The organism is Streptomyces sp. NBC_00086, assembly GCF_026343255.1.
Lineage (GTDB): Bacteria > Actinomycetota > Actinomycetes > Streptomycetales > Streptomycetaceae > Streptomyces.
The window spans coordinates 4,380,729-4,397,194 of the sequence record NZ_JAPELZ010000001.1 but is presented as its reverse complement, the minus strand read 5'-3'; the positions used below and the strand labels follow the sequence as shown (position 1 = coordinate 4,397,194).

Annotated in this window: 17 protein-coding genes; 9 read left to right on the top strand and 8 right to left on the bottom strand. The window is 71.0% G+C overall.

Features of this window, described 5'->3' with window-relative positions; all coding sequences use genetic code 11:
- Positions 1 to 63 precede the first annotated feature (63 nt).
- Positions 64 to 348 (bottom strand): hypothetical protein, encoded by a 285-nt coding sequence (locus OG276_RS19705; protein WP_266907268.1) that lies wholly within the window; start codon positions 346 to 348, stop codon positions 64 to 66.
- 765 nt (positions 349 to 1,113) lie between these two features.
- Between OG276_RS19705 and OG276_RS19700 the strand changes: the two genes are divergently transcribed.
- From OG276_RS19700 to pstB, 6 genes are all read left to right on the top strand, one after another.
- On the top strand, positions 1,114 to 3,444 hold the full coding sequence (locus OG276_RS19700) for an RNA degradosome polyphosphate kinase (RefSeq protein WP_266907266.1): 2,331 nt from the start codon (positions 1,114 to 1,116) through the stop codon (positions 3,442 to 3,444).
- Entirely contained in the window at positions 3,425 to 4,381 is a 957-nt protein-coding gene (locus OG276_RS19695) for a CHAD domain-containing protein (RefSeq protein ID WP_266907264.1), read from the top strand. The genes OG276_RS19700 and OG276_RS19695 overlap by 20 nt, the downstream gene beginning before the upstream one ends.
- 303 nt (positions 4,382 to 4,684) lie before the next feature.
- Positions 4,685 to 5,821 (top strand): phosphate ABC transporter substrate-binding protein PstS, encoded by a 1,137-nt coding sequence (gene pstS, locus OG276_RS19690; RefSeq protein WP_266907262.1) that lies wholly within the window; start codon positions 4,685 to 4,687, stop codon positions 5,819 to 5,821.
- 131 nt (positions 5,822 to 5,952) lie between these two features.
- The gene (pstC, locus tag OG276_RS19685) at positions 5,953 to 6,942 is read left to right on the top strand and encodes a phosphate ABC transporter permease subunit PstC (RefSeq protein ID WP_266907260.1); all 990 of its coding nucleotides are present in this window, start codon (positions 5,953 to 5,955) and stop codon (positions 6,940 to 6,942) included.
- Positions 6,942 to 8,024 (top strand): phosphate ABC transporter permease PstA, encoded by a 1,083-nt coding sequence (gene pstA, locus OG276_RS19680; protein WP_266907258.1) that lies wholly within the window; start codon positions 6,942 to 6,944, stop codon positions 8,022 to 8,024. Before pstC ends, pstA begins: the two co-directional genes overlap by 1 nt.
- Before the next feature lie 28 nt (positions 8,025 to 8,052).
- Positions 8,053 to 8,829, top strand: a complete 777-nt coding sequence (pstB, locus tag OG276_RS19675; RefSeq protein ID WP_266907256.1) for a phosphate ABC transporter ATP-binding protein PstB — start codon at positions 8,053 to 8,055, stop codon at positions 8,827 to 8,829.
- Positions 8,830 to 9,031: 202 nt separating this feature from the next.
- Here pstB and OG276_RS19670 read toward each other — a convergent pair whose 3' ends face one another.
- The gene (locus OG276_RS19670) at positions 9,032 to 10,030 is read right to left on the bottom strand and encodes an inorganic phosphate transporter (protein ID WP_266907254.1); all 999 of its coding nucleotides are present in this window, start codon (positions 10,028 to 10,030) and stop codon (positions 9,032 to 9,034) included.
- 5 nt (positions 10,031 to 10,035) lie between these two features.
- Positions 10,036 to 10,656 carry a DUF47 domain-containing protein gene (locus tag OG276_RS19665; protein WP_266907252.1) on the bottom strand — a complete coding sequence of 207 codons (621 nt, stop codon included), beginning with the start codon at positions 10,654 to 10,656 and terminating at the stop codon, positions 10,036 to 10,038.
- Positions 10,657 to 10,850: 194 nt separating this feature from the next.
- Between OG276_RS19665 and OG276_RS19660 the strand changes: the two genes are divergently transcribed.
- The gene (locus OG276_RS19660) at positions 10,851 to 11,231 is read left to right on the top strand and encodes a metal-sensitive transcriptional regulator (protein WP_266907250.1); all 381 of its coding nucleotides are present in this window, start codon (positions 10,851 to 10,853) and stop codon (positions 11,229 to 11,231) included.
- A 15-nt stretch (positions 11,232 to 11,246) separates the two neighbouring features.
- Here OG276_RS19660 and OG276_RS19655 read toward each other — a convergent pair whose 3' ends face one another.
- Complete coding sequence (locus OG276_RS19655; RefSeq protein ID WP_250744641.1) at positions 11,247 to 11,402, bottom strand: hypothetical protein; 156 nt, start codon at positions 11,400 to 11,402, stop codon at positions 11,247 to 11,249.
- Positions 11,403 to 11,568: 166 nt separating this feature from the next.
- Entirely contained in the window at positions 11,569 to 12,408 is an 840-nt protein-coding gene (locus OG276_RS19650) for a hypothetical protein (RefSeq protein WP_266907248.1), read from the bottom strand.
- Positions 12,409 to 12,599: 191 nt separating this feature from the next.
- Between OG276_RS19650 and OG276_RS19645 the strand changes: the two genes are divergently transcribed.
- Both OG276_RS19645 and OG276_RS19640 read left to right on the top strand, forming a co-directional pair.
- Positions 12,600 to 12,785, top strand: a complete 186-nt coding sequence (locus OG276_RS19645) for a hypothetical protein (RefSeq protein ID WP_266912937.1) — start codon at positions 12,600 to 12,602, stop codon at positions 12,783 to 12,785.
- A 147-nt stretch (positions 12,786 to 12,932) separates the two neighbouring features.
- Complete coding sequence (locus OG276_RS19640) at positions 12,933 to 13,172, top strand: hypothetical protein (RefSeq protein ID WP_266907246.1); 240 nt, start codon at positions 12,933 to 12,935, stop codon at positions 13,170 to 13,172.
- Between the two features lie 141 nt (positions 13,173 to 13,313).
- Here the strand turns inward: OG276_RS19640 and OG276_RS19635 are convergent, their stop codons facing one another.
- The 3 genes from OG276_RS19635 to OG276_RS19625 form a co-directional block, all read right to left on the bottom strand.
- Positions 13,314 to 14,027 (bottom strand): phosphatase PAP2 family protein, encoded by a 714-nt coding sequence (locus OG276_RS19635; protein WP_266907244.1) that lies wholly within the window; start codon positions 14,025 to 14,027, stop codon positions 13,314 to 13,316.
- A 212-nt stretch (positions 14,028 to 14,239) separates the two neighbouring features.
- On the bottom strand, positions 14,240 to 15,256 hold the full coding sequence (locus tag OG276_RS19630; RefSeq protein WP_323182347.1) for a bifunctional lytic transglycosylase/C40 family peptidase: 1,017 nt from the start codon (positions 15,254 to 15,256) through the stop codon (positions 14,240 to 14,242).
- Positions 15,257 to 15,603: 347 nt separating this feature from the next.
- Positions 15,604 to 16,452: a thioesterase family protein gene (locus OG276_RS19625; RefSeq protein WP_266907239.1), complete on the bottom strand. Its 849-nt coding sequence runs from the start codon at positions 16,450 to 16,452 to the stop codon at positions 15,604 to 15,606.
- Between the last annotated feature and the right edge of the window lie 14 nt (positions 16,453 to 16,466).

Genomic DNA, 16,466 nt, shown 5'->3' with positions numbered 1-16,466 from the left:
CGGGAGCCGGGGCCCCTACCCGGCTCCCCGACTCCCCGGCTACTCGGCTACTCAGCTACTCAGCTACTCAGCGCCCAGCTTGCAGGCGCTCTCCGCGGTCGCCTTGGTCACCCCGCTGCCCTCGGTCAGGCCGGTCACACACTCGTCCTGGGCCCCGGTCAGCGCGATGTAGCACGAGGCGCGGACGGATGCCGGAGCCTCGCCGCCCTTCAACTCCCGCTCGACCTTGCTGATGCAGGCCGAGACGTCAGCGGGGGCGCCCTGGGCGGCCGGGGCCGTCAGGGCCGCGCCCCCCAGGGCGAGGGTCAGACCGGTGAGGACACTTGCGATACGGATCGACGTGCGCATGGGACGTACCTGCTCTCCGAAACCACCGCGCGGCCCGACCCGACCCCGGCCTGCCCGGCCCTGGCCCTGGACCCGGACCCGGACCCGGGTACGGATCCGAACCTGCCCGGCCTTGGACCTGCCCGGCCCTGGACCCGGCCCTAGACCGGGACCCGGGTATGGACCCGAACCTGCCCGGCCCTGGACCTGAACCCGCCCGTGGCGGGTGCGCGGACCCGGGGCATGCCGGACCACGTGAGTAAACGGCGCCGAGCACGCGCGACCGCGTATGGCCCCGGGCCCGGTCCCCGTACCGGACCGGCTCGGCAGGACATCCCTCCCTCCTACCGACGCTAGAACACCCCCCGCCCCCACGCACCCGCTGGCGCCTGTGCCCGACCTACCGGCACGACCGCCACGACGAGCACGACCGCGTCCGCCTGCTTCGCCCGGCACAGCAACAGCTCTCCCGCCCCCACGGCGCAGCCGACCCGCACGCGGCGGCCTCGGATCCGCGGACGCGCTCCCGGGAGGCGCTCCCGGGAGGCGCTCCCGGGGGGCGGGGCAGCGGCCCTGACCCGCCCGGCGCAGCCGAGCCTCCCCCGCTCCCGGTCGGCACCAGCCGACCCCCGCACCAGACGACCCCCGCCCGGACCCTGGAAGCCATACGCCATTAACCGGGCATTAATGCGCGGTCGCGAAGCTGACCGCATGCAGCCCCGACTCCGACTGACAGCCGATCCTTCCGACGCGCCTGTCCTTCCGCGCGCGCGGAAGAATGGAGTCATGAGCCACAAGCCCAGCGCAGCCCCTTCCGAGGTCCCCACCCAGCAGCCGCCGAACAAGTTCGCGTCCCCCTCCGCGCCATCGGCCGCCGACGTCTCCGCAGCCGCGGCCGCCCGCGCCGCCACGCCCGAGGCGGTGGCCGCACGCGCGGCCACCGGCGCCCACGCCCGCCTGGGCTCGATAGCCGCCCACCGCCCGCACGTGGACCTGGAACCGGATCTCGACGCGGACCTGGACGCCTACGACGAGAAGGACACCGGAGAGCTGCCCCCGGGCCGCTTCCTCGACCGGGAGCGCAGCTGGCTCGCCTTCAACGAGCGCGTCCTGGAGCTCGCCGAGGACCCCGCCACGCCGCTCCTGGAGCGCGCGAACTTCCTGGCGATCTTCGCCAGCAACCTCGACGAGTTCTTCATGGTCCGCGTCGCCGGCCTCAAGCGCCGCATCGCGACCGGCGTCGCCACCCGTTCGGCCTCAGGCCTGCAGCCCCGTGAGGTCCTCGACCTCATCTGGACCCGCTCCCGCGAGCTCATGGCCCGCCACGCCGCCTGCTTCCAGCAGGACATCTCCCCGCAGCTGGCCGAGGAGGGCGTCCACCTCATCCGGTGGCCGGACCTCACGGAGAAGGAGCAGGCGCGCCTCTTCACCCTGTTCCGCAACCAGATCTTCCCGGTGCTCACCCCGCTGGCCGTGGACCCCGCGCACCCGTTCCCGTACATCTCCGGCCTGTCCCTGAACCTGGCCGTGGTCGTACGCAATCCCGTGAGCGGCCACCGCCACTTCGCCCGGGTCAAGGTGCCCCCGCTCCTCTCCCGCTTCCTGGAGGCCTCCCCGCAGCGCTACGTCCCGCTGGAGGACGTGATCGCCGCGCACCTGGAGGAGCTGTTCCCCGGCATGGAGGTGCTCGCGCACCACATGTTCCGCGTGACCCGCAACGAAGACCTCGAAGTGGAAGAGGACGACGCGGAGAACCTCCTCCAGGCCCTCGAAAAGGAACTGATGCGGCGCCGCTTCGGCCCGCCGGTGCGCCTGGAGGTCGAGGAGTCCATCGACCCCGGGGTCCTGGACCTGCTCGTGCAGGAGCTGAAGGTCAACCCGTCCGAGGTGTACCCGCTCCCCGGTCCCCTCGACCTCACCGCCCTGTTCGGGATCGCCTCCCTGGACCGCCCGGAGCTGAAGTTCCCGAAGTTCGTCGCCGGCACGCACCGCGACCTTGCCGAGGTCGAGTCCGCGTCCGCGCCCGACATCTTCGCCGCGCTGCGCGAGCGGGACGTGCTCCTGCACCACCCGTACGACTCCTTCTCCACCTCCGTGCAGGCCTTCCTGGAGCAGGCCGCCGCCGACCCGGACGTCCTGGCGATCAAGCAGACGCTGTACCGGACCTCCGGCGACTCCCCGATCGTGGACGCCCTGATCGACGCCGCCGAATCCGGCAAGCAGGTCCTCGTACTCGTCGAGATCAAGGCCCGCTTCGACGAGCAGGCCAACATCAAGTGGGCCCGCAAGCTCGAAGAGTCCGGCTGCCACGTCGTCTACGGGCTCGTCGGCCTCAAGACCCACTGCAAGCTGTCGCTCGTCGTCCGCCAGGAGGGCGACACGCTGCGCCGCTACTCCCACGTCGGCACCGGCAACTACCACCCCAAGACGGCCCGGCTCTACGAGGACCTCGGCCTGCTCACCGCCGACTCCCAGGTCGGCGCGGACCTCTCCGACCTCTTCAACCGGCTGTCCGGCTACTCGCGCCGCGAGACCTACCGCCGGCTGCTGGTGGCCCCGCGCTCGCTGCGCGACGGCCTGATCTCCCGGATCGACAAGGAGGCCGCCCACCACAAGGCGGGCCGGCCCGCGTACGTCCGCCTCAAGATGAACTCGATCGTCGACGAGGCGCTCATCGACTCCCTCTACCGGGCCTCGCAGGCGGGCGTGCCCATCGACATCTGGGTCCGCGGCATCTGCGCGATCCGCCCCGGTGTCCCCGGGCTCTCGGACAACATCCGGGTCCGCTCGATCCTCGGCCGCTTCCTGGAGCACTCCCGGGTCTTCGCCTTCGGCAACGGCGGCGAACCCGAGGTGTACATAGGCAGCGCCGACATGATGCACCGCAACCTCGACCGCCGTATCGAGGCACTGGTCAGGGTCGCCGACCCGGCCCACCGCGCGGCACTGGACAGGCTGCTGGAAACCGGCATGTCCGACCTCACCACCTCCTGGCACCTGGGCCCGGACGGCGAATGGACCCGGCACAGCACGGACAGCGAGGGCCAGCCGCTGCGGCACGTTCAGGAGATGCTCATTGACGCCCGGAGGCGCCGGCGTGGCTCAGCCAAACCATGACCTGACCGCGACGACGGCAGGCACCGTACTCGGTACGTACCTGCGGGCGCAGGCCACCGCATTCCTACGGGGCCTGCGCCTGCACGAGGAGGGCGCCGCGAGCGGCGCCGCCGAGGGCGGCGAGGCGGCGCGCAGCCTGCGGGGGGCTGCACGCCGGATCTCCTGCTCCCTGTCCACCTTCAGGGCGGTGGCCGATTCCTCCTGGGCCGATTCGCTGCGCACCGAGCTGGTCTGGCTCTCGGCGACCCTGGCCGACGAGCACGCGTACGCGGCCCGGCTGTCACGGCTGATGGACGCCCTGCAGCGGCTGTCGGGGAGCCCCGAGGTTCCGGCGCCCAGGGGTACGGCGGGGGCGCTGACCGTGGGCTCGGCCCGCGCGGGCGCCCTGCTGGAGCGCCAGCTCACCCTGGCCCGTACCCGGGCCCACTCCGCGACCCTGCACGCGCTCGGCTCCTCCCGCTTCCACGCGGTCGCGGACGCCGTGGCGGTACTGGCCTCCGAGGTCCCGCTGGACCCGGTGGCGGCGGGCGGCCGGGTGGACGACGTCCTGGTCCCCCTCGCCGACGTGGCTCATTCCCGCCTGTCCACCGCCGTGCACTCCCTCCCCGCCCCCTCGCCCTCGCACCCGTACGACGCGGACCACGACGGCTCCTGGAACGAGGTGCGCCGCCTGCTGCGCGTCCACCGCTACGCCCAGGAAGCCCTGGGCGGCGACGTGGCCCGCCTGACGACCGCCGGCGAGGCCCTGACCCGCCACCGGGACGCCGCGGAAGCGGCCGCCGCCTCGGCCACCGCGGCCCGCACCCCCCGCATCGCCCCGGCGACGGCGTACGCCCTGGGCGTCCTGCACGCGGACCAGCGCCACGAGGTGGAAGCCTCCCGCGCCACCTTCCAGCACATCTGGCAGCCGGCTGATTCCAGCCACGCCGGCGTCTGACCCCGCCGGCCCCGCCGACCCGCGCCGCGCACACCCGAGGCAGGTCACGCAACGGTAACGGCGGGATAACGGGAGATGACGCCGGATGCCGACCCCGTCCAGACACACCACTCCGTCCGCCACGGTTCACCATCCGTTCACTTACCCCGGTCGGCCGCTTCACCTGATCTGCCTAACTTCGTAGGAGCAGGGAGCGAGTCGCCGCGAACACGGACGATTCCTCCGGGCAACCGACGTAGTCCTCTTCGCACGCCGCCCCGATACAGAAAGCGGCCGGCGGCTTCTGGAAGGAAACACCCGAAAGTGAAGCTTCAGCGCAAGAACATGCTTCGTGCCTCCGCCCTCGGGGCGCTCGTCGTGTCCGGCGCCCTGGTCCTCACGGCGTGCGGCTCGGACGACAACACCAAGAACGACGCCGGTGCCTCGGGCAAGCCTTCCGCTGCCGTGGGCGACATCAAGTGCGAGGGCGCCAAGGGCAAGCTCCTCGCCTCGGGCTCCTCCGCGCAGAAGAACGCGATCGACCTGTGGGTGAAGAACTACATGGCCGCCTGCCCCGGCGTCGAGGTGAACTACAAGTCCTCCTCCTCCGGTGAGGGCATCGTCGCCTTCAACCAGGGCACCGTCGGCTTCGCCGGTTCGGACTCCGCGCTGAAGCCCGACGCCGTCGAGGAGTCGAAGAAGATCTGCACCGGCGGCCAGGGCATCGACCTGCCGATGGTCGGCGGCCCCATCGCCATCGGCTTCAACGTCGCCGGCGTCGACAAGCTGGTCCTCGACGCCCCCACGATCGCCAACATCTTCAACGACAAGATCAAGAAGTGGGACGACGAGGCGATCAAGAAGCTGAACCCCGGCGTCACGCTTCCCTCCACCGCGATCCAGGCGCTCCACCGCTCCGAGGACTCGGGCACCACCGAGAACCTCGGCAAGTACCTCAAGACCGCCGCCCCCGAGGCCTGGACGTACGAGGCCGCGAAGAAGTGGCCGGCCCCGGGTGGCCTCGGCGCCTCCGGCTCCTCCGGTGTCGCCTCGCAGGTCAAGGCCGTTGACGGTGCGATCGGCTACTTCGAGCTCTCCTACGCCTCCGCGCAGAGCATCAAGACCGTGGACGTCGCCACCGGCGCGGCCACTCCGGTCAAGGCCACCGGCGAGAACGCCTCCAAGGCCATCGCCGCCGCCAAGATCTCCGGCACCGGCAACGACCTGGCGCTGAAGCTCGACTACGCCACCAAGGCCGAGGGCGCCTACCCGATCGTCCTGGTGACCTACGAGGTCGTCTGCGACAAGGGCAACAAGGCCGAGACGCTCCCGACCGTGAAGTCCTTCCTGAACTACACCGCGTCCGACGCGGGCCAGAAGGTCCTGACCGAGAACGGCTACGCCCCGATCCCGGCCGAGATCAACGCCAAGGTCCGCGAAGTCATCGCGAAGCTCGCCTAATACAGACCCTCGGGACCACCGGTCCGCTCCCCCGTCCGGGGGGCGGACCGGCCCGGGGACCCTCCCCTCCACCCAGGGGATCCGGTGCACCGCCGCCAGGGGGCCTGCCCCCCATCCAGACCGGAAAGATCATGGCTTCCACCACACCCACCCAGATAGACACGGCTCCGCCCGTCTCCAAGAGCCGAAGGTCCACCGGCCGCGCCGGTGACAAGATCTTCGCGGGCCTCTCCAAGGGCTCCGGCATCCTGCTCCTGGTGATCATGGCGTCGATCGCCGTCTTCCTCACCTACCGCGCCTCCATCGCGCTGGCCGACAACGAGGGCAACTTCCTCACCACGTTCGACTGGAACGCGTCGGCCAAGCCCCCCGTCTTCGGCATCGCCGTCCTGCTCTTCGGCACCGTCGTCAGCTCGATCATCGCGATGGCCATCGCGGTTCCGATCGCCGTCGGCATCGCCCTCTTCATCTCGCACTACGCGCCGCGCAAGCTGGCCGCCCCCCTCGCCTACGTGATCGACCTGCTGGCCGCCGTGCCGTCGATCATCTACGGCATCTGGGGAGCCCTCTTCCTCGTCCCGCAGCTCGCCGGGCTGAACCTCTGGCTCGACCAGTACATGGGCTGGACCTACGTCTTCGACAAGACCCAGGTCGGCGTCGCGCGCTCGCTCTTCACCGTCGGCATCCTGCTCGCGATCATGATCCTGCCGATCGTGACCAGCGTCAGCCGCGAGGTCTTCCTGCAGGTCCCGCGCATGAACGAGGAGGCCGCACTGGCCCTCGGCGCGACCCGCTGGGAAGTCATCCGCATGTCGGTACTGCCCTTCGGCCGCTCCGGAGTCATCTCCGCCTCGATGCTCGGCCTCGGCCGCGCGCTCGGCGAGACGATGGCCGTCGCGACCGTCCTCTCCCCGAGCTTCCTGATCTCCGGCCACATCCTGGACCCGGGCGGCGGCACGTTCGCGCAGAACATCGCCGCGAAGTTCGACGAGGCCAACGAGTTCGGCCGCGACGCCCTGATCGCCTCCGGTCTCGTGCTCTTCCTGCTCACCCTGCTGGTCAACGGCGCAGCCCGGCTGATCATCGCCCGTCGCAAGGACTTCTCGGGGGCGAACGCCTGATGAGCCACGCACTCCAGGACCCGCGCCCCTCCCGGGCCGCCCGGTCCGTCGCCCCCGGCAGCCTGACGCAGGGCCACCTGCCCCGCTGGGCCCCGGCCGGCATCGCCGTCCTCTCGGTCGCCCTCGGCTCCGGCCTCGGCGCCCTCTTCGGGCTCCACAGCAAGATCCAGTGGGGTCTGCTCGCGGCCGCCCTGTTCGTGGTCATCACGTACACGGCCAGCTCGATCGTCGAGAACCGCCGCCAGGCCAAGGACCGGGTCGCGACCTCCGTCGTCTGGGTCTGCTTCGTCCTCGCCCTCGTCCCGCTGCTCTCGCTGCTGTGGACGACCATCAGCCGCGGCGCGAAGGTCCTCGACGGAGACTTCCTCGGCCACTCGATGAACGGCGTGACCAGCTTCGAGCCCGGCGGCGGCGTCTACCACGCCCTGCTCGGCACCATCGAGCAGGTCGCCCTGGCCACCGCGATCTCGGCCCCCATCGGCCTGCTGACCGCCGTCTACCTGGTCGAGTACGGCAAGGGCTCGCTCGCCAAGGCCGTCACCTTCTTCGTCGACGTCATGACCGGCATCCCCTCCATCGTCGCGGGTCTGTTCGTCCTGACGACGTGGACCCTGATGCTCGGCTTCGGCCCCTCCGGCTTCGCCGGCGCGCTGGCCCTGTCGATCCTGATGATGCCCGTCGTGGTCCGCTCCACCGAGGAAATGCTCAAGCTCGTCCCCAACGAGCTGCGCGAGGCCGCCCTGGCCCTCGGCGTGCCGAAGTGGCGCGTGATCCTCAAGGTCGTGCTCCCCACCGCCATCGGCGGCATCGCCACCGGCGTGATGCTGGCCGTCGCCCGCATCGCGGGTGAGACCGCGCCGATCATGCTGCTGGTCTTCGGCACCCAGCTGATCAACAACAACCCCTTCGAAGGCGCCCAGTCCTCGCTCCCCCTGTACATCTGGGAGCAGTACAAGGTCGGTAGTGAAGCCTCCTACGACCGGGCATGGGGCGCAGCGCTCGTCCTGATCGCCTTCGTCATGATCCTCAATCTGGTGGCTCGCGGCATCGCCCGCTGGAAGGCCCCCAAGACCGGTCGCTGACGCGATCAATGAAAGCGAAGTGACCACCATGGCAAAGCGAATCGACGTCAGCGGACTGTCCGCCTTCTACGGCAGCCACAAGGCCATCGACGACATCTCGATGACCGTGGAGCCCCGCTCCGTGACGGCCTTCATCGGCCCCTCCGGCTGCGGCAAGTCCACCTTCCTGCGCACCCTGAACCGCATGCACGAGGTCACCCCCGGTGGCCGCGTCGAGGGCAAGGTGCTGCTGGACGACGAGAACCTGTACGGCCCCGGCGTGGACCCGGTCGCGGTCCGCCGCACGGTCGGCATGGTCTTCCAGCGCCCGAACCCCTTCCCCACCATGTCGATCTTCGACAACGTGGCGGCGGGCCTGCGTCTGAACGGCTCCTTCAGGAAGTCCGAGCTCTCGGACATCGTCGAGAAGTCCCTCCAGGGCGCCAACCTCTGGAACGAGGTCAAGGACCGCCTGAACAAGCCCGGCTCCGGCCTCTCCGGCGGCCAGCAGCAGCGCCTGTGCATCGCCCGCGCCATCGCGGTCGAGCCCCAGGTCCTGCTGATGGACGAGCCCTGCTCGGCCCTCGACCCGATCTCCACCCTCGCCATCGAGGACCTGATCGGCGAGCTCAAGGAGCGCTTCACGATCGTCATCGTGACGCACAACATGCAGCAGGCGGCGCGCGTCTCCGACCGCACGGCCTTCTTCAACCTCTCCGCGGTCGGCCAGCCCGGCAAGCTGATCGAGCTCGACGACACGGACCGGATCTTCTCGAACCCGTCCGTGCAGGCGACCGAGGACTACATCTCGGGCCGCTTCGGCTAAACCGAGATGTTCACGAGCGTCCTGCGGTGCTGCATGGCGGTGCCACCGCAAGGCGAAAGGGCCGGCTCCCCCTGGGTGGGGGGAGCCGGCCCGCTTCTTTTCCCGGCCCCGCACGGTGGCGGGAAAGGCCCCGCCGGATCAGAAAGCCCCGCCGGATCAGCCGATCCGGCGGGGCTCACTGGTGTCCGTACGGCCGGACCGGTCACACGAAGGCGAGGTTGACCACCCAGAAGCTGAGTGCCGCGACGAGCGCCGCGGCCGGCATGGTGATGAACCAGCCCAGGATGATGTTCTTGGCGACGCCCCAGCGGACCGCGTTCACCCGCTTGGTCGCGCCCACACCCATGATCGCCGAGGTGATCACGTGGGTGGTGGAGATCGGCGCGTGGAAGAGGAACGCCGAGCCGAACATGATCGAGGCACCGGTGGTCTCCGCCGCGAAGCCCTGCGGCGGGTCCAGCTCGATGATCTTGCGGCCGAGGGTGCGCATGATGCGCCAGCCGCCCGCGTACGTACCCAGCGAGAGCATCACGGCACACGCGATCTTGACCCAGACCGGGATCGAGTCGCCCGCGTTCTGCACGTCGGCGATGACCAGGGCCATCATCACGATGCCCATGGTCTTCTGCGCGTCCTGCAGACCGTGGCCGAGCGCCATCCCGGCCGCCGAGACCGTCTGCGCGATGCGGAAGCCGCGCTTCGCCTTGTGCGGGTTGGCACGGCGGAACATCCACATGATGGCGACCATCACCAGGTAACCGACCACGAGGCCGACGACCGGCGAGATGAACATCGGGATGACGACCTTGTCGACCACACCCGACCAGAGCACCTCGGTGCCGCCCGCCAGCGCCGCGCCCACCATGCCGCCGAACAGGGCGTGCGAGGAGGACGAGGGCAGGCCGAAGTACCAGGTGATCAGGTTCCACACGATCGCGCCGACGAGCGCCGCGAAGAGGATCCACATGCCCCGGTTGCCGTGGGGCGTCTCGATCAGGCCCTCGCTGACCGTCTTGGCGACCCCGCTGCCGAGGAAGGCGCCGGCGAGGTTCATGACCGCGGCCATCGCGAGCGCGGCGCGCGGGGTCAGCGCACGCGTCGAGACCGAGGTCGCGATCGCGTTCGCGGAGTCGTGAAAACCATTCGTATACGTAAAGCCGAGCGCGACACCGATGGTCACGACCAGAGCGAAGGTGTCCACGAGGTTCAGGACTCCTTGACCGCGATGGTCTCCACCGTGTTCGCGACGTGCTCGAACGCGTCGGCCGCCTCTTCGAGCACGTCGACGATCTGCTTGAGCTTCAGCACCTCGATGGCGTCGTACTTGCCGTTGAAGAGCTGGGCGAGCAGCTTGCGGTGGATCTGGTCGGCCTGGTTCTCCAGGCGGTTGACCTCGATCCAGTACTCGGTCAGGTTGGTCATGGTCCGCAGGTGGGGCATGGCCTCGGCGGTCAGCTCGGCCGCGCGCGCCAGTACCTCGATCTGCTGCTCGACACCCTTGGGCAGCTCCTCCACGTTGTAGAGGACGACCAGGTCGACCGCCTCTTCCATGAAGTCCATGATGTCGTCGAGGCAGGACGCCAGGTTGTAGATGTCCTCGCGGTCGAACGGCGTGATGAAGGAGGAGTTGAGCTGGTGGAAGATCGCGTGGGTCGCGTCGTCTCCCGCGTGCTCCGCTGCCCGCATCCGCTCCGCGATCTCGGCCCGGGCGGACATGTCCGCTCCGAGCAGTTCCATGAGGAGCTTGGAGCCCGTGACGATGTTGTCCGCGGATGCGGCGAACATGTCGTAGAAGCTCGTCTCCCTGGGGGTCAGACGAAATCGCACGTGAGGTCCTCGGGGTGCATTGGATTCGGTCAGGCTGATGCTAGGCGCATCCCCCGGCCACGGCTAACCGGCCGTTCCCCAGTGTCCTCCATCAGGCAGAGTGAGGACCACGAGCCCCTGCCCCTGCGGCCGAGGGCCGGTACCCTATACCCATGAGGGGTATAGGTCCCCCATTCCGGACCACGGGAGGACGCATGACTGCCATCCAGGCGGAGGGCTCCGGAGCCACCACGGCCGCGGACACGGCCACGGGCGCCGACACGGGTACGACCGCGGACACGGGCCCCGGCACGGTCCACGGCTACCACCACCAGAAGGACGAGCACCTCAAGCGCCTGCGCCGGATCGAGGGCCAGATCCGGGGCCTCCAGCGCCTCGTCGACGAGGACGTCTACTGCATCGACATACTCACCCAGGTCTCGGCGAGCACGAAGGCGCTCCAGTCCTTCGCGCTCCAGCTGCTGGAGGAGCACCTGCGGCACTGCGTCGCCGACGCGGCCGTCAAGGGCGGGGGAGAGATCGACGCCAAGGTCGAGGAAGCGACGAAGGCGATCGCCAGGCTGCTGCGCACCTGACCGGGGGAACGGGGGTCAGCCGGACCACACGCCCATCAGCACCTCGTCGATCCGGTCCTGGCTGAGTCTCTCCTCGGCCACGGCCGACGCCGCGATGATCAGCTCTCCGCACAGTTCGATCTCGGCCAGAGCCACGAGGTCCTGCACCGTCGAACCGCCTGCGGGAGTCACGCGCGTCACCTCAATCTGCCGTCGTCCGGTCGCCGGCGCTCGGCTTCTCAGCGTAGGGAGCGCGCGGCGCGGCGCACATGACACGGATGGACCATTTCCGGCCCCCCCACACCGGGCGGACGGCCGGCCATGGCCCGATCCCGCCTCCGCCGGGGGCTCCGGCCGGCTAATCGGCGATCTTCCCGGCGTAAATGTCCCCCTCGTCCGGCAGGACGACGGTGACCGGGGTCCCGAAGCCGTAGAGCAGCGTGGTGGAGGACACATCGATCACGCCGTTGTTGACGTACGTGAAGCGATGGCGGACCTTGCGCAGCAGCCCCTCGGAGTCGAGGTAGGCGTCGAAGGGCACCGCACCCTTGCTGAACCCTTTCGCCGCCGCCTCCAGCGCCCCCTTCACCGCCGGTGAGGCCTGCGCCGCGGCCCGCCCGATGTCCGTCGTACCCCGGTAGTGCCGCACCTTGGTCCCGGCCACCTCGGTCTCGCCCACGTACGTCACCTCCTGCGCCCCGCGCAGCAGCTCCGCGGCGGCCATCGGGTCGGTGGCCCCGCCGGTGACGAGGTTCCCGTCGGCGAGGGCCGTCGTGTCGACCCGGACCCACTTGTCGTCGGGGACGCCCGCGCCCCGGTTCTTCATGTAGAGCGCGCCCGGTACGAGCAGCTCCGTGATGGGCCGGTGTTCCGCCTTGCCCTTGGCGTCGTCGGGGAGCATGACCAGCAGCTGCCCCATCCGGTTCTTGAAGTCGACCCCGCCCTCGCCCCGGATCGTGACCCGGGTGCCGCCGGTCGCCATCTCCATGGCCGTACGGGTCTGCGCGCTCCCGGTCCTGAGCAGCGCGTCGGCGGCTGCGCGGACCGTCGCCGCGGGGTCGTCGGCGGGCCGGGCGTCGTCGCCCGCCACGGCGTCGCCACCGCATCCGCTCAACGCCGCCACCGTCAGGGCCAGGCCGACCGCGGCCGCAGCCCGACCCGCGCGACCCCGCCTCCGCCTGTGCTGGTCCACCACCATCGCCTGCCAACCCCCAACGCGTGACCGCTGTTTGCCCGAGGCCCCCACCCGCTCCGCTTAACGAGGTCCCGGGCCTCCCGTCACGGCCACGACCCCCTCGCGCCGGGCCAGTGCCCCGCCCGCCCCCGGCCCGGTACCTTGGTGGAGTGGAACCGCACACCGAAGCGACTCTCGTCCCTCCGCTTGCCGCAGTGCCGCTGCCCCGCACCCCCGGTCCCGGCACTGACCCGGCGCCGACGCCATCCGCCGACCACGCCACGAGCACCTCCGAACGGGGCTCCTTCAGCCTGGCCGCCTGTACGTGCGGCTGGCGCGGCCCGGCCCGCCGCTCCCGCGACCTGGCCCGCAAGGACGCCACCGGCCACGCCCCGCAGTAGCCCGGGGCTTCCCGCGAAGGGCCCGGCTCCGGCACACCGCCGGTCCGGACCTGGCCGAACCCCCGACCGCGCCCCTGGCCGCCGACTGGGTCGCCCGATCGGACGGCCCGGCTGGCCGACGCGCCCGGGACCGGTTGCCCTTGACTCATGCCCGGACCCGCGCCCCGACTCGCCGCCCTCATCTGGGCCCTGCTGATCGCGTTCGTCCCCGCCACCCCGGCCGGGGCCAGCCCCGTGGGCACGGCGGACGGGCCCGGCGACATCGCCCTGGCCATCGGAGTCACCACCACCGCGGCCGCCGCGACCGGCCTGTGGCTGCGCTCCCGCTACCGGCGCGCCGACGCCGAGGCGCATGCCGACGCCGCGGAGCCCGGCGGCGACCGGTGACCCCGCCCCCGCGCTCCCGTCCGGCGGCGGTCCGCGTCTGCTTCGCGGTCGCGGCGCTGTGCCTGCTGGCGGCCGTGGTGCTGAGCGTCTGGGACTCGTACCGCATCGGCTGACGCGCCGGGCACCGCCCGGGTCAGCGCGTCAGGCGGCGAGGTCGCTCTCGTGCCCGCGCCCCGCCGGCTCCGTCGCCGCGAGGCCCACCGGCCGGGCCACCACGCGGTCGCGCGACCGGACCAGTACGCCGAGCCGCGGGGACCGGGCCACCGCCCGCACCGCCGGGGTCAGCAGCGCCATCGCGAGCGGCGCGAGCAGCAGCACCACCGCGGTGCCCAGGGCGAGCCCGCCGATGACGTCGGTCGGATAGTGCAGGCCCATGTAGACCCGCGTGAACCCCTCCAGCAGGGCCAGTCCGATCCCGATGGAGCCGAGCCTGCGGTGGGCGACGAACAGGCCGACGCCGAGCGCCATCGCGAGCGTCGCGTGGTCGCTGACGAAGGAGAAGGCGCCGGGGCCGAGCCCGGCGCCGGATTCCAGCACCTCGACCCCGCCGTGCTGCGCGGCTGGCCGCGGCCGGCCCACGAACTCCCGCAGCGGAACGTTCAGGAGGAGTGCGGCCCCGGCGGCGAGCGGGGCCCACACGAGCGCCGCGAAGGATTCGACGGCGGCGGGCTCGTCCTGCCGGCGCGCTCCGCGCCAGCACCACAGCACCAGGAGCAGGAGGGCCAGCAGGATCCCGTACTCGCCGAGGACCGCGACCGTCCGGTCCAGCCAGCCCGGGGCTTGCCGCGCCAGTCCGTTGATCTCGTACAGCAGGCTTACATCCACGTTCGGCCCACCTGTTGTGAGTCCAGCCATGGTGATGCGGCCCCTTGCCCTTGCCTTGGTACCCGTACGGCCGCACGCCGATGTGCGGCCCTTCGCCCCCGGTGATCCATCCGGCGCTTCCGCTCGTCCCGCCCCCGGTGACCATGGAACGCCCGTTCTGACGGCTGCGTTCCACTCTCCACCGAATGATCACCCCAACGTTATCGAAGAGTGACTCATCGTTGCAGCTCAGGGCCTTCGCTTCACGCTGCGTTGCCAACGACCTCGTGCCGGGGCAGGGCCTCCGCCCCGTCCTTCGTCACGCGCGTCGCGCCGAAGTAGTCGGGCGTGTCGATCTTGTCGAAGCGGATCACGGCTCCGGTGAACGGAGCGTTGATCATGTAGCCGCCGCCCACGTAGAGCCCGACGTGCCGGATCTCCCGCGAGTTCGTCAGATCGTCGGAGAAGAACACCAGGTCCCCCGGCAGCAGTTCCGCGCGCGAGGGATGCGGACCGGCGTTGTACTGGTCGTTCGCCACGCGCGGCAGATCGATCCCCACCGACTCGTACGCGGCCTTGGTCAGCCCCGAGCAGTCGAACCGCCCGCCCTGCTCGGGCGTCCCGTTCCCGCCCCACAGGTACGGGGTCCCCAGCTGCTTCTGCGCGAAGTAGATGGCCCCGGCGGCCTGCTGCGAGGGCGCCACCCGCCCGACGGGGGCCTCGAAGCTCTTGGCGAGGTTCGTGATGGTCTTCACGTACCCCTCGGTCTCCCGGTACGGCGGGACGCCCCCGTACTGCTTCACCGCGCCGGGACCCGCGTTGTAGGCGGCCAGCATGTTCTTCACCGGATCCCCGGGCACCTTGGACACGTAGCGCGCCAGCTCGCAGTCGTACGAAGCCGCGGACGGGATCGCGTCGTTCGGGTCCCAGATGTCACGGTCGCCGTCGCCGTCCCCGTCGATGCCGTGCGTCGCCCAGGTCCCCGGGATGAACTGCGCGATGCCCCGCGCGTCGGCCGGGCTCACCGCGCTCGGGTTCCAGCCGCTCTCCGAGTACAGCTGGGCCGCCAGCAGCGCCGGGCTGAGCGTCGGGCAGAGGTTCCCCCACTTCTGCACGAGGGGCTGGTACTTCCCCGGCACGGCACCCTTCGCGAGCCCGCCGGCCCGCCCGCCCACGCCGGCGATGCCCGCGGCCGCCGAGTACGTACCGACCACGAGCAGGGCGAGAAAGCACAGGCATGCCCCGAAGCTGATTCCACCGACCACCCAGAGTCTGCGCACCCGCCAACCTTCCCCCATCGAACGGCTTTTCCCGGGGCTCCCACCACCCCGTGTCGAATCATCCCGCCGGGGGACCGCCGCAGGAACCGCCCCACCCGGGGCACTTGGAGCACGGATCCCGGCAGACGAGTGAACTCATAGGACGATACGACCTATTTGGCGCCACCGACCCGCACTCTGCACCCAGGCCGTCTCTTTCGGATCTTGCCGGTTGAGCCCGCGTCGTCCGGTGCCGTGCATCGGCGCCTTGGCGGGGCGCCGGAGTACTGGACGTACTTGGCGTTCCGCCAAGGCGGCGAGGCGCGGTGCCGGGCGGCGCGGGCCAGGCAAGATCCGGAAGAGACGGCCTAGCCCCGGGGCGCCACGAACAGGCTCTGCGCGCTCCGCCCGATCGGCCCCTTCTCGTCGTGCAACCGTGCGTCCGCCAGCCCGATGCCCGCCGCGTCCACGCTCGTACGGGCCTCCACGCCCACCCATTCACCGGCCGGATGGCGGTGCAGGTGCACGGTGAGGTCGCCGTTGACGAAGAGGTACCGCCCGAAGTCCACCACGGCGCTGATGCCGTTCCCCGAATCCGCCGCGACCAGGACCCGGTCCAGCGGCCGCGCCTCCTCCCCGGCGACGAGCGGCACCCTCATCCGCATCCAGCAGGTTCCGGGACCGAGTTCGACGAACGCGCCCCGCGTGAAGCGCGTCTCCATCGCCGAGTGGTAGCCCTTCTCCCACGGCACCGGGAAGAACGGCGTCGGCCCCACCTCCCCCGGCGGCGGCAGCTCCGGCCCGGGCACCACGGACGGTACGGACTCCCCCGCCACCCGGATCCGCAGCGCCCGCGCCAGCATCACGGGCGCGGCCCCGGCGGGGGCGAGCGCCGCCTCGACCACCTCGGTACCGCGACCGGCCCGCAGCACACTGGTCGTCAGCTCCAGCGGGCCGATCGGCACCGGGCGCAGGATCTCGTAGGTGATCCGGGCGATCCGCATGTCGGTGCGCCCGCCGGGCCGTTCCTCGATCGCCCGCCCGAGCAGCGCGGCCGGCGGTCCGGCGTGCTGCGAACCCGGATCCCACGGGCCGCGCGTGTAGCCGGTCGCCAGGAACCGCCCCGCGTCGATCCGCTCGTAGAACCCCTCAACATCGCTGACATCGCTGACGTCGCTGACATCACTCAGATCGCTGACACCACTCTCGGCACCCATGAGCGCCACGCTAC